Below are 13,678 nucleotides of genomic sequence, written 5' to 3' on the forward strand. Positions count from 1 at the left end.
AATGGGCAATTCGGCCGACTGAGTTCGGGCCGATGACGAACGCTTGATCTTGCGTGGTTTTAGGCGGGTCAGTGGCTCGTGCTCCATGTCATCTCCGCCCCGGTTGCCGTCTGCTACTCGTGGCGCTCGGCCGCGCGTTTGTCCGGCGCCGTCGCCGGTACGGCTGAGTCTGTGGTGTCGCCGTTGCGGGCCTTGACCAGGAACGGCAGGGCGCAGGCGGACACCACCGACGAGACGAGGAACGAGGCCGGGTACCCCCACAGATCGGCGACCCGGCCGAGCGCCGGCTGGGTAACGACGCCGCCGGTCGAGGCCATCAGCGAGTCGAACGACAGGATCGTCGCGCGTTGCTGCGAGGGGATGAGCCCGTTGACGTACGCCTGCCGCAACGGCATCCCGGCCGACCCCAGCACCGCCCACACCACGATGAGCCCGAGCGCCGCCCAGAACTGCCCGGCCAGCCCGAGCCCGACGAGCGCCAGCACGCCGGCCGCCTCCAGGGCCAGGTACGCGGTCAGCCGGTGCGGGAACAGCCGGCCGATCCGTTCGGCGAGGAGCCCCCCGACGATCTGAGCCCCGGCAACGGCCGCGGCGGCGAGCCCGGCGATGCCGTAGGCGCGTTCATCCTCAAACAGGTTGAGCAGGTGCGGCTGCAACGCGTAGAACACGTAGACGCCGATCCCGCCGGTGAACGGCGCGGCCAGCATCAGCAGGCGGACCTGGCGGACGCGCCAGCCGTAGCGGACCGAGTCGGCGGCGATGCGGCGCATCCGGGCCACCGGTGGCAGGCTCCGGTCGGGGGTGAATCCGAGATCCCGCATGAGGACCGCGGCGAGGGCGAACATCAGCGCGTACACGCCGGCCCGGACCAGGAACGGCACGCCGAGGTTCGTCAGTTGGGCCAGGTAGCCGCCGGCGACGGAACCGGTGAGCATCGCGACCCCGCCGACGACCTGCCCGCGGGCGAACACCGCCTCCAGGGGCTCGGTGGAGCCCGTCGCGGTGAGGGCGTCGACGAGCCACGCCTCCACAGCGCCGGAGAAGAACGTGAAGCCCAGGCCCAGCAGCAGCGACGCGACCGCCCACGGCCAGAAGGGCGCGTGCAGGCGCCACAGCCACACGTACAGGCCGGTGGTGCCGGCCAGGGTCACGGTGCCGAGCAGGAACGACGCACGCCGGCCCCACAGGTCCGCGACGACGCCGGTCGGCACCTCGAACAGGACCATGCCGGCGGTGAAGCAGGCGTTCGCGGCGAACGCGGCCAGGTTCGACAGGCCGGCGTCCAGCAGGAAGATCGTGTTGATGCCCCAGATGAGCGACCCGGCGAGGGTGTTGCCGGCGGTGAGCAGGTAGTAGGTCCGCCGGACCAGCAATGCCGTCAACACCCTCGCCACTGTGCCATGCGATCAGGCCACGTGTGAGGTCAGGCCACGTACGCGTCGGCCGCGTCGAGGGCGTCGTCGATGGCGTCGATGCCCTGCAGCAGCTCTTCCTCGGTGACGACCAGCGGCGGCACCACGTGCACCCGGTTGAAGTGCGTGAACGGCCACACCCCGCGGGCCTTGCAGGCGGCGATGACGTCCGCCATGGGCTTGGCGGCGGCACCGGAGGCGTTGTACGGCACCAGCATCTCGCGGGTCTCCCGGTCGCGGACGAGCTCGATCGCCCAGAACAGGCCGAGGCCGCGGACCTCACCGACCGACGGGTGCCGGTCGCGGAGCTTCTCCAGCCGTGGCCCGACAACCCGCTCGCCGAGGTCCCGGACCCGCTCGGGGATCCGTTCGTCGCGCATGACCTCGATGGTGGCGATCGCGGCAGCGCAGGCGAGGGGGTGCCCGGAATACGTGAGACCGCCGGGGAACGGGCGTTCGGCGAACGTCTCGTACACCTTCTCGCCAAGGATGACGCCACCGAGCGGGACGTAGCCGGAGTTGACGCCCTTCGCGAACGTGATCAGGTCCGGCACCACACCCCACCGGTCGACCGCGAACCACTCGCCGCACCGGCCGAACCCGCTCATCACCTCGTCGCAGATGAGCAGCACGCCGTGCTTGTCGCACAGCTCGCGGACCCCTTTCAGGTATCCGGGCGGCGGCACCAGGATCCCGTTGGTCCCGACGACGGTTTCGAGGATGACGGCGGCGATCGTGTGCGGCCCCTCGAACGTGAACACCTCCTCGAGGTGCTGCAACGCCCGCTGGGTCTCCTGCTCGGCGCTGTCGGAGTGGAACGACGAGCGGTAGGGATACGGCCCGAAGAACCGCACGACGCCCGGCATCGCGGGCTCGTTGGCCCAGCGCCGTGGGTCGCCGGTCAGCGTGATGGAGCCGGTGGTGGCGCCATGGTACGAGCGGTACGCCGCGAGCACCTTGTGCCTGCCCGTGGTGAGCCGGGCCATCTTCACGGCGTGCTCGTTGGCCTCGGTCCCGCCGTTGGTGAAGAACACGTGCGACAGGTCGCCGGGTGCCACCTCCGCGATGAGGCGGGCGGCCTCGCTGCGGGTCGGGTTGGCGAAGCTCGGCGCGATCGTGCACAGCGTCGCCGCCTGCTCCTGGATCGCGGCGACGACCTTGGGATGCTGGTGCCCGAGGTTGAGGTTGACCAGCTGCGAGGAGAAGTCGAGGTACCTGGTGCCCTCGGCGTCCCAGAACGTGCTGCCGAGGCCGCCGGTGACGACGACCGGGTCCAGCGCCCGCTGCGCCGACCAGGAGTGGAAGACGTGCGCGCGGTCGTCACGGTACGCGTCGGCTTCGGGGGTGTGTCCGGTCATGAGCCGACGCTAATGGCACACGTCGGCCCGTACAATATCTTCACTGTTACAGCTTGTTACCGCCCGTATCCTTGAGATCATGCAGATCACCTCGATCGCCGAACTGGAGGACCTGCTCGGGTCGCCGATGCCCCGGGCCGTGAGCAAGGAACGCAGCACCCTCACCCAGACCGACCGGGACTGGCTGGCGCTGTCGCCGTTCGTCCTCGTCGCCACGTCCGACGCCGACGGCAACTGTGATGTCTCCCCGAAGGGCGACCCGCCCGGCTTCGTCCACGTCATCGACGAGCACACGATCGCTGTCCCCGAGCGCCCCGGCAACCGCCGCGCCGACAGCTTCCACAACGTCCTGTCCAACCCGCACGTCGGCCTGATCTTCCTGATCCCGGGCCGCCGAGAGACGCTGCGCATCAACGGCCGCGTCCGGGTCTTCTCCGACGCGCCGTGGTTCGACGAAATGGTGGTCGAGGGGCACCGGCCGATCCTGGCCCTGGTCGTCGACATCGACACCATCTACTTCCACTGCCAGAAGGCGTTCATGCGCTCGAAGCTCTGGAAGCCGGAGACCTGGACCCCCGAGGCCCTGCCGTCGCACGCCAAGCTCATCAAGAGCGTCCAGGACACCCCGGAGTCGGTCGAGGACCTCGAGGCGTACTACGCCGAGGACCGCTACAGCCGCGGCCTCTACGCCACACCCTGACCACCGCCCGTGATCACGGAACCCAGGCAGGGCGTCCCGGCCCGGTTCCGTGATCACGCACAGGTCGCGTCCGACGTATACGGAGTTGACGTGGAGCACGAGCCATCGGCCCGACTGCGTGACGCCTTGGCGCTCGTCCAACGTGACCTGGAGGCCGGCGGGGTACGGCGGCAACTCCATCTCGAGGACGTCGACGGCTCGTACGTCGTCGTCCTCGATGACGGGAGTTCCTGGGGCGGCGGGCCGGAGCTGGACGGCGGGGAGGACGCCGCCGCGCTGTGGACGGCGGCCGAAGCAGCGCAGGACCTGCTGGCGGTGGTCCTGGGCACGCTGTGGCCCGTCTGCCCAAGGCATGATCTCGGTCTGCACGTGCGGTCTGACCGCGCCGGACCACAGTGGTCCGCCGACGCGAGTTCGGCAACACCGACGTGGTGGTGCAACGCCGACGGCGGACACCGGATCGCCGACGTCGGCCGGCTTCCACCCAAGCACGTCCACACCTGAAACACCCGAGGCCCAGCCGGTGCTCGGCCGGGTCGCCGACCTGTGGGACTACCCGGCCTCGTTCCTGGTCTCGTCCGCAAGGGTCCTCGCCCTACACCGCGTCGAGAGCAGTCGCTGCACAGGATGAAGATGGCTCACTGTTGCCGCACGTGGTCTTCGGGGTCGAAAACATGGCCGCGAGCTGACACAGGCGGGTGCATGCGTATCACCGCCGTCGGCTTGCTGCGCTGCCGGTTGCGGGGCGTGGGGTCGTGGTCGAGGTGCGGGTCCGGCGGCTGCGGTGCCTGACCGCAGACTGCTCGCAGCAGACGTTCCGTGAGCAGGTGCCCGAGCTGACGACCCGGTGGGCGCGGCGGACCCGGCAGCTGACCGCGTTGGTCGGCGACCTCGCCGTCGTCGCGGCGGGGCGGGCCGGCGCAGCGATGCTGCACCGCCTCGGCGTGCGGATCTCGCGTTGCACCGTGCTGCGGGTCCTGATCGGTTTGCCTGTCCCGGCCGGGCCGGTTCCGGCGGTGCTGAGCGTTGATGACTTCGCGCTGCGTCGCGGTCGCAGGTATGCGACGTTGCTGATCGACGCGGTCACCCACCGCCGGGTCGACGTCCTGCCCGACCGCAGGGCGGACACCCTGGCCGCATGGCTGCGCCAGCACCCCGAAGTGCAGGTCGTCTGCCGCGACGGATCCGCAGCGTATGCCGAGGCAATCCGCGCCGGAGCACCACACGCGGTGCAGGTCAGCGACCGGTGGCATCTGTGGTCGAACCTGGCCAAGGCCGTGGAGAAGACGGTGATCGCGCACGGCAGCTGCTGGCGTGACGGTCCGGTCCGGCCGCAACAGCCGTTGGACGAACGCACCCTCGAGCGGCACCGGGCCGTGCACGTTCTCCTCGGTCAAGGTCATGGCCTGCTGGAATGCGCTCGGCTACTCGGCTGGGCGCTGAACACCGTGAAGCGCTACGCCCGCGCGGCCTCCGCCGAGCAACTGCAACGACCGCCGCGCTACCGCGACACGCTCGTCGACCCGTTCCGGGATCATCTGCGCCGCCGCCGCGCGGAAGACCCCGGCGTGCCGGTGACGCGGCTGCTGGCCGAGATCCGCGAACTGGGCTACACCGGCAGCGCGAACCTCCTCGTCCGGTACCTCAATCAAGGCCGCGCAGACGCAGCACGCACGCCACCGTCGCCGCGCTGGCTGGTCTCGTGGCTGATGTCGAGGAACAGCGATCTTCTCGCCCAGCATCAGGCGCATCGTCGGGATCTGCTCACCGACTGCGCGCACCTGACCGTCCTCGCCGAACGGGTAGAACAGTTCGCCGGCATGCTCACGGAACGCCGAGGCCACGACCTCGACGCCTGGATGGCGACCGTCGACGCCGATGACCTGCCCGCCCTGCACGGTTTCGTCCACGGCCTGCGCATGGACCTGCCCGCCGTCGTCGCCGGGCTGACCCTGCCCTACAGCAACGGCCCGATCGAGGGCGCCAACACCAAGGTCAAATTCCTGAAACGGCAGATGTACGGCCGAGCCGGGTTCGCTCTGCTACGCCAACGAATCCTGCTCGCATGAGACTGGCCGAGACCACCGTTTCTGCGCCAGAGCCGACAACTTGACAAGCCCCGGCGTGTTGGGGGTCGAAGTCGTTGACGTCCAACGCGACCGCCTCACCGAACCGCATGCCGGCGACGGCCAGCAGACTGATCAACACCGGATAGGTCGTTGCGTAGACCCGGGTGCGCAACCTCTCGGCCGCCTGCACCAACGCGCGGATCTCCGCGTCAGAATACAGATACGGGGTTGCTCGATGCCTGCCGTGCGCGATGAGCGCTGGCATACGTGCTTACAGCTGCAACCGGAGCGCACGCCCACGCCCCCGGCACGCAGGGTTGCTCAAGAACCACGATCCGTAAACAGATCGGTAACTGCGCCAGATATTGGCGAACTGCAATTTACCCGCATTTTATGAAGCGAAACTTCGCTGTCAACCTGGGCCAGCAGTTTGCCGCCTCGACAAACTTCGCCCGTCGGCTCAGATTATTGGTCACAGCTCACTCAGATTTCGTTAGTGCCAGGGACGAGAATTCTCGCGGTGTTGCAATTGATTCCCAACCCGCCACGGCGGAGCGAATAGTCTCCTCGCTATCAATTGTATAGTCCGGGATTACCTCGCCAACATTTGCTTCGAGAGAGTAGTACTCAAGTGCCTGAGCAGTGACCATAAGCTCAGCATTAGGAGATAGTCCGAGAGAAACCTCGAACCCGCCAGTCAGTTGCCGTATTGAAGCGCCCACGACTGCCCATGCAGTCAGCGGCTCGCCCACCTCATCCGCAACCATCCACCGCACGGCCCCGGCACCGCGAAGCACCATGACAGCGGTATTGCCCGTGAGGTGGTCGAACGCAGCCCTCAGCTCAAGTAGTATTGCCGCTGTTGATCGAAGTAGGTCGACCCTTAGATCAAGCACCTGGCTCTCTTGAAGGAGCATAGGCGACCGCAATGGATCAAGACTGCCAGTAATGCGAGGCAGTCCAACAAGTGCAGGACTCATTAGGAGATCTTGAATTAACATGGCGATGTCGAAAGCGTGCTTGCGGAGATGTGTGCGTATGGATCGGCTTTGCCGACCGTCGTTTTGCCGGTGACCGGATTCATAGTCTGCCCTGCTGCATTTCGGTAAACCACATACCCATCGGGGTTTTGTGGAGACGGGGACATTACGCGAACCGTCTTTACATTCTTGTGGAGGCCTTCCGTTCCTTCTGGTACATCATAACTGCGCCCATAACCCCAATCCAGCGGGGATCCCGGAACGCTATCAATTGTCGCGACCGGCAGTCTTTCGCCGCCAGGTCCCGTGACATAAATCCAACCGTTGTCGTTGTGTACCAGGACAGGAGTGTTGCCGGCGAGCACATAGTACGTGTGGGTGGTGTCGACCGTGAGGTTGTACATGGTTGCGGTGCTGGTGAAGTTGGTGCGGTCCAGCACACGCACGGTGGTGCCGTCCGCGGTGTAGAGCTGCTCGCCCGGGCTGACGTCCCCGGCGAAGGTCCAAGTGTGATCGGTGACGCTGTAGAACGGGTGTTCCTGAGTAGTGTGGATGACAGCGGCCGGTTGGCCGTCGGCGGCGACGGTGAGGTCGGTGAACTGTTCGTCGGTGTTGACGTGCAGGTAGGTGATCTCGCGTGGCGCGGTGTGGCCGGTGACCGGGTCGGTGGCTATCACCCAGTCACCGACGGCCAGGGTCTGGATCGGTTTGCTGGTGCCGCCGGCGAGCAGGACCAGCGTCCCGGCGGCGAAACTGTTCCCAGCAGTGCGGCAGGACTTGGCGAACAATCTCGCGAGTTTGGATTCCTTGAGCCAGGTCTGGACCCCGTCGATCAGGTCGCCGAGGAGTTTGCGGATCCGGTCGGCGACCTTCAACCCCGCCCTGACTCGCCACCCGTACTTCGCCACGAGCTTGCCCAACAGCCCGCCGAAGAACGATGTGGCCACCGTGAGCGCGGTCTCCACACACCCGCCGATGTCGCCCTTGGTGAAACAGTCCCACGCAGCGGTGATCCCCAACTCGTCCAACGCGATCTGCCCGAGTTCCTTGGCCACCGCGATCAGCCTCTGCTTCGCCGCCTCCGCGGCAGCCTCCGCCGCCAACTGCTCCTTGGTCTTCGGCTGACCGCCCTGCCCCGGCTTGCTGCCCGCCGTGCCGGAGTCCTGATCGTTGTTGACACCACGCGGGTGACACTCGTAGCCGCCCTTACCACCCGCGCACGTGTTCGGGTCGTAGTTCGGGTTGTGCCACGGCCGCGGCTCCAGACCGGTGGGGTCGCTCAACGTGACCGGCGTGTTGTTGGCGTAGCTGTATCCGTTGAGCTGCAACGGGCTGGTCACGTCGGTGACCGAGTCGTCGGAGATGAACCGGCCGGTGCCAGGCTCATACTCCCGAGCACCCAGATGCGTCAGACCCGTGCTGTCCCGGGTACCACCGACAAACCCCCGCGGATTCGGCCAACTCGGATCAACACCACGAGGATTGCCGAACGCATCGGTCTTCCGACGGGTAACTGCCTGCGTGACCGCATCGATCGCAAGCTGCCCGGTCCCGTGATGATCCGCAGCCACCCACGTCAACCCGGACGGGGTACGGCTGGCCACACCGTAGTAGCGGGTGCCGGTGACCGTCCCACCGACCTTCCGCAACTCATACCCCGCCAGATACACCGTCGCCCCAGCGGGATCCTTCGCCACCAGCCGGGCACCGCTCGCGTCGTAGACGTAGCTGCTGACACCGGCGCTGTCGCTCACCGTGGCCAAATGGCCTTCACTGTCCCAGGTCAAGGTCTGACCGGGTTTCCCGGCGATGTTGCGGGTCAACATGTTGCCGGCGTTGTCGTAGGTGTAACTGTCGGTGCCGGTGCTGCCGCCAGTGGCCACGACGTTGGTCAAGGTGTGCTTCTTGCCAGTGGCGGGATACGTGTAGCTGCGGGTGGTGTCCGTACCGCCGCCGATCGCGTGACGGATCTCCTTGGTCCGGTTACCACTGTTGTAGGTGCTGAGGCCGGTGGCGTACTGGTAGCTGGTCCAGTACGCGTCAGGCCCACCAACCACCCCGGCGGACGGGCTCGCCTGACACGCCGCAACAGTCGTCGTCCACGCCTCGGTCAACTCACCCAACGCGTCATAGCCGAAACACTGGTTCGACACCGTCGAACCACCAAGGGTCTCGGCGATGTTCTTGACATTGCCGGCGAGGTCGTAGCCGTAGCCCTCGGTGAGCCGTTCGGTCCAGGTGTTGGGGCTCGCCGCGTTCTCAGTCTCGGTTTTGCTGCTGGTGAGCCGACCCGTTGCCTGGTCAATGTCGGCCGTCTGCCGGACCCGCTTGCTGCCAGACCCGAGGATCTGCTGGGACTGAGCGCCGAACGAGTAGTAGGTCGTCTCGGCGATGTACGTCTGCAGACCGCTCAACGTCAGCGCATAGCCGTTGTCGTCGTAGGTGCTGGTGAGCGTCTCTACCGGCAGGTTGCCTGCCGCGGGGTAGGTCAGCGTCTTCGCGGACCCGTCCACGTTGTACGTCATCGACGTGGTGTACGAACCAGACGGCAGCCACGGCATGTTCAGGCTCGACGGGATCACCGTGGTGACACCCGACGGACGGTAACCGTCGTCGTAGCCGGTGACGGTGCTGGTGAACTCATCGGTGCCGACGTACCGGGTGGATGAGGTCAACTGCCCGATGGCGATCGTGTCGTACGTCCACTTGACCCGCTTGAACCCGGTCGTGCCGACCCCGTCGTACAGGGCTCTGGGACGGCCGAGCTCGTCGTAGTCGAGGGTCGTGCTCACTCCCCCGGTACGGGCGTCGGTGACCGTGGTCGGCCGCCCCGCCAGGTCGTACTTGATGCTGGTGGTGCCCTTGTCCGGGTCCGTGGTGGAGGTGACCTGACCGAGCAGGTTGTAAACGCTGGTCCACGTGTTGCCGGACTGGTCGGCAGTGGAGGTCAGCCGGTCGAGCCGGTCGTAGGCGTAGGTCGTGGCGTGGAAGCTGGTCCCGCCGGGCGGGCTGCCGGTCAGGTACTGGCGCAGTTCGGTGGTCTTGCCCGACACGTCTTGCAGCGCCATGGTGGCGGTGCCGCCGGCCGGTGGGACGGTCCAGGTCCGGTCACCGTCGTAGCCGGCCGTCGTCTGCCACAACACCGTGCCCTTGGAGACCTGGGCGGTGGCGGTGGGCCGGTTCAGCCGGTCGAAGCTGGTGGTGACCTGGTTGGCGACATCGGTGTCAGCGAAGCTGGCGACGGTGCCGCTGGGGGCGGAGGTGTTCCAGAAGGTGGAGGTCTTCACCGCAAGACCCCGGCCGTCGTAGGCGGTGTCGATGACGCGTCGCCCACCATTGGCCACTGCGGCCGGCTGCTGGGTTTGCCGCAGCTGGAGCAGACCGTCGTAGATCTCATACGACGCGATCTGGTTGCCCTTCGGGCCGAGCCGTTTCGTCGTGATCACCGACGGAGTGGTCGCGGTGCCGACGGTGTAGGTGTACTCGATGCTGGCGGTCAGGTTGGTCGCCCGGCCCGGCTGCCACACCTTGAGCAGCCGGCCCAGCGGGTCGTACTGCACAGTGGTGATCTTGCCGTTGGCGTCCACGATGGTCGACGGCACGCCGCGGACCGGGTCACGGTTGACAGTGCCGCTCTGCCCGAGCGGCGCAGTCGTGGTGACCGAGGTGACCGGCCCACCCGTCGCCGGCGTGTACGCGATGTGGGTGTTGTTGTTCGCGGCGTCCCAACTGTCGACCGGACGCCCGGTGGTCGGGTCGTATCCGGCGCGGGATTCCTGCTGCCACGTCAACGTGGTCCCGGCAACAGTGGCCAGGGACTCGGTGCGGGTCACCAGCCCCTTGGTCGGCGCGGCACCGTAGGCGAGGTTGTCGTAGAACATCTGGCTGCCGGCCAGATAGTCCGCTCCGGACGGGCTCGCCGCACAGTTCGTGGTGACACTACGAGCCACGTAGCTCTTGAACCACTTCGCGGTGTCCGGGGTGGTGTAGGTCAATATGGTGCACACGTCATCGGTCGTCGGCGTGTTCCCGGTCGCGGTGCCCGTCTCCCCGAGATCCCGGGTTATCGTCAACAGACCGTCACCGTTGTAGCTGTACTCCGTGCGGTTCCACCGCCAGCTGCTGGACCCGGCGAGGTAGGTGCGGCCCTTCGTCGCGGCGGTGGTCACCCGGTACGCGGTGATCGTGCCGGACGGGATGGCGGTGACGCGTTTCGCGGTCTGTGTGACCGTGTAGTCGGTGATCGTCGACGAGAGCGCGGTGGTGCCGTCCAGAGTCGTCTGCTCTCGCACCTTGCCGGCCAACGCCCGGTGGTCCGGGCTGGTCACCGACTGGCTGTCGGTCAGCTGCACCGCATACGTCGCACCGTCGTACTCGAAACCGTCGTCCTTCAGACCCCGGTAGTACAGCGTTTTCGTCGCAGTGGAGTGCGCATCGTCCGGGCCCTGTTTGGTCGTGACCGTGGAGTACCCGACATATCGGGACCAGTTTCGGTGTGCCGCCGGGGCTATCTCGTTGGTGTCGTAGGCCCACAACTGGTTGGTGCCGCCACCGTCGTTGCTGTAGCCGTAGAACGTCCACCGCTCCGGCGAGACGCCGAGCAGGTCGATGTCACGGATCCAGGAGAACGTGTACTTCTCGTACCAGTCGTAGCCGGTCCCGTTCCACGACGGGTAGCACCGGTACGGGTTGTATCGCCAGTTGAACGTCGACAGCAGCGCCTGCATGCACCCGGATCCCTCGTAGTTGATCACCTTCTGGCCGCCGGTGCCGGTGTCGATCCCCGACAGCCGGAACCGCCACATCGGCTCGGTGCCGTACACCCGGTTCTTCAACGCCGTGCCGACGAACGTCATCGGCGGCTCGGCCAGACTCCCGCCGGCCAGACCGGTGTGCTGGATGTTGTTGAGCCACAGCACCGAGTTGACCCCGTCGTACGACGGGAACGTGTACGTCATGTCCCACCGGTCCACATCCCGGTAGGTGCTGCTGGCCGCGTTCCACACCTTCGTGGTGATCGTGTCCAGCTTCGACGGCGTCCAGAACGTCGGCGTCCGCTGCCCGCACGACGCCCACGCCGGGCTGCAGTAGATGTCCCACGGCACATCCGGCCACGCCGCGCAGTTCGCCGCCGACGGCGTGCACCGGTTCGACGCACCGAACTGCACCTTCATCGGCGCGCTCGAGGCACCCTCCGACCCGGCGCGGGTGCCGTACTCGATCCGGTCCAGGGTGACCGTCACGTCATACGGGGCCACCACCGCACCGTTGTTCAACCCGTACGCACCGGTGTACTTCGAGTAGAAGTACGTCATCGAGTTCCCACGCGGGTCCACGACATAGTCCAGGTGCCACCGGTACCCCAGGTTGCACCACGACGCAGCCAGGGCGCCCTGATAGCAGTCGTCGCCCGCGTCGTCGCCGAACACCGGCACCACCGCCGTGGACAACGTGTTGTTCGGGTCGCTCGCGTAGCGTTTCCCGACCCCGAAGTAGTACTGGACGCCATCCATCGTGGTGACCCGCCAGTACTGACCGTCAGCGGTGTAGTTGGTCGCGCCGTACAACTGCTCGACCCGCAACCCCGAGTCATCCGCGGCGTGCCACCCCGTGCCGCCCACGGTGTCCTGCACCAGCGGCGAGGACGTGCCACCCCACATGATCGTGGCGTTCCACCGCGAGTAGTAGCACAAGTCCTGGATGCTCTGGCCGTCGTCCTGACACGAGGCGTACGACCGCTCGATGTACCCAGGTGTGTAGTCCCAGCCATCGCCCAGCCACGACGGCTGACCGTTCGCCCCCGACGTGCGACCGTCCACCGAAGCCGACGAATACCCGAGAGTCACCGCCGGCTTCGGACCTCCCAACCCGTCCGGCACCGCGATCGGATAGTTGAACCCGAACGACCCCGACGACCCGCCCTGCGACCAGCCATACGTCGGCGACAACGACGTCGCCGCGAAGTTCCCCGCCGCCGGCGACGACGTGGTCGACGCCAACGCGTACACCGTCGGCGATGACGAGGTGTCGGCAGCCGCCGCTACCTGCTGCGACGCCACCGGGTCGGCAGTGACGCTCAGCGCATCGGCCGACACGACCTTCGACTCAGCGGTGTTCACCCACCCCGAAACCGGCGTCTGCACCTGACACGCCGCCACCTCCGGCGTCGACAACACACACGCCGGCATCGACACCAACCGCAACCGCGAACCAAAACCCGCACCGAACGCCTCAGCGAACCCGGCGTAACTCACATCCATCGCCACACGCCCCGGCGCGGCCACACCATCCGCCCGCGCCACCGAGAACACCACCCCGGACACATGCGCCTTCTCCGCCACCGCACGCGCCGCCACCGACACCGACAACCGGGCCGGGCCGGCCTCCGCCACCTGCGCCTGTGCCAGCTCCGCCCGCGAATTCCGCGCCTCCACCGCCGCCGCCGCACCCCGAGCCGCCACCGGCAACCCACCCGGCGCCGCCGTCGCCACCGTCGCCGACCGGGCCGCACCCTGCGACGAACGCGCCACCTCAACAGCGCCAGAGCCACCAGCAGGCCACGCCGTCGCCGTCGGCTTGTACAGCTTGTCGGTATCGCGTGACGTGATCGCCGACGGCTTCGCCGGCACCGACCCGACCGGCACCGACTGCTCTTGAGGATTCACCGCCCCAGACGGGCTGGCCGGCGCGGCATGAGCCGGCAACGTCACCAGCACGGTGGCGAACAACGCACCCACCGAGGCAGCCGCCAACCACCGCCAGGCCCGACCAGACCCCCGCCTGTCCAGCGAAAATGCGCGACGACCGCCATCCGTGCCCCCCGTAACGATCATGAAGGCAGGACAGTAGAGATCACCGACGGTATTGGGAAGGAGCTGCAAGACCCACTGCATGCCGCCACCCACTCGTCCGCGGCATATGTCCACCCGGGGACCCGCAATTAGGTGACTGACGTCACGTCGACCTCCTGCACGGTGTCACCATGGAGGCTCTTCGAATGTGGTGAGCACTTCGACCGCCAGCTGGGGTTCCGCACTGCAACGGCCATCGGTCATTCCTTCCCACCCGACGCCCCGAGACAGACGCGTCACCTGTGGCGCCGGGGCGATAGCGGCCACGGCGGGCTATCCCTATAGTTCGGGGGCCATTGACCGCAACG

8 protein-coding genes are annotated in these 13,678 nt (G+C 67.1%); 4 read left to right on the plus strand and 4 right to left on the minus strand.

Annotation, left to right across the window (positions count from 1 at the left end; genetic code table 11):
* Positions 1–113: 113 nt before the first annotated feature.
* Positions 114–1,385, minus strand: a complete 1,272-nt coding sequence (locus tag Dsi01nite_RS45815; protein WP_203852756.1) for an MFS transporter — start codon at positions 1,383–1,385, stop codon at positions 114–116.
* Positions 1,386–1,423: 38 nt separating this feature from the next.
* The gene (locus Dsi01nite_RS45820) at positions 1,424–2,770 is read right to left on the minus strand and encodes an aspartate aminotransferase family protein (RefSeq protein ID WP_203852757.1); all 1,347 of its coding nucleotides are present in this window, start codon (positions 2,768–2,770) and stop codon (positions 1,424–1,426) included.
* 79 nt (positions 2,771–2,849) lie between these two features.
* Between Dsi01nite_RS45820 and Dsi01nite_RS45825 the strand changes: the two genes are divergently transcribed.
* The 3 genes from Dsi01nite_RS45825 to Dsi01nite_RS45835 all read left to right on the plus strand — a co-directional run bounded on the left by Dsi01nite_RS45825 (position 2,850) and on the right by Dsi01nite_RS45835 (position 5,539).
* Positions 2,850–3,470, plus strand: a complete 621-nt coding sequence (locus tag Dsi01nite_RS45825) for a pyridoxamine 5'-phosphate oxidase family protein (protein WP_203852758.1) — start codon at positions 2,850–2,852, stop codon at positions 3,468–3,470.
* Between the two features lie 90 nt (positions 3,471–3,560).
* On the plus strand, positions 3,561–3,974 hold the full coding sequence (locus tag Dsi01nite_RS45830; protein ID WP_203852759.1) for a hypothetical protein: 414 nt from the start codon (positions 3,561–3,563) through the stop codon (positions 3,972–3,974).
* A 194-nt stretch (positions 3,975–4,168) separates the two neighbouring features.
* The gene (locus tag Dsi01nite_RS45835; RefSeq protein WP_203852760.1) at positions 4,169–5,539 is read left to right on the plus strand and encodes an ISL3 family transposase; all 1,371 of its coding nucleotides are present in this window, start codon (positions 4,169–4,171) and stop codon (positions 5,537–5,539) included.
* A 479-nt stretch (positions 5,540–6,018) separates the two neighbouring features.
* On the opposite strand, the gene Dsi01nite_RS45840 is transcribed toward Dsi01nite_RS45835, so the two are convergent.
* Positions 6,019–6,456, minus strand: coding sequence for a hypothetical protein (locus Dsi01nite_RS45840; RefSeq protein WP_203852761.1), 438 nt, complete (start codon positions 6,454–6,456; stop codon positions 6,019–6,021).
* A 77-nt stretch (positions 6,457–6,533) separates the two neighbouring features.
* On the minus strand, positions 6,534–12,338 hold the full coding sequence (locus Dsi01nite_RS45845) for a polymorphic toxin-type HINT domain-containing protein (RefSeq protein WP_203852762.1): 5,805 nt from the start codon (positions 12,336–12,338) through the stop codon (positions 6,534–6,536).
* Positions 12,339–12,411: 73 nt separating this feature from the next.
* Here Dsi01nite_RS45845 and Dsi01nite_RS45850 point away from each other — a divergent pair, with 73 nt between their 5' ends.
* On the plus strand, positions 12,412–12,666 hold the full coding sequence (locus Dsi01nite_RS45850) for a hypothetical protein (protein WP_203852763.1): 255 nt from the start codon (positions 12,412–12,414) through the stop codon (positions 12,664–12,666).
* The last annotated feature ends 1,012 nt before the right edge of the window (positions 12,667–13,678 follow it).

This window comes from Dactylosporangium siamense (genome assembly GCF_016862795.1).
Lineage (GTDB): Bacteria > Actinomycetota > Actinomycetes > Mycobacteriales > Micromonosporaceae > Dactylosporangium > Dactylosporangium siamense.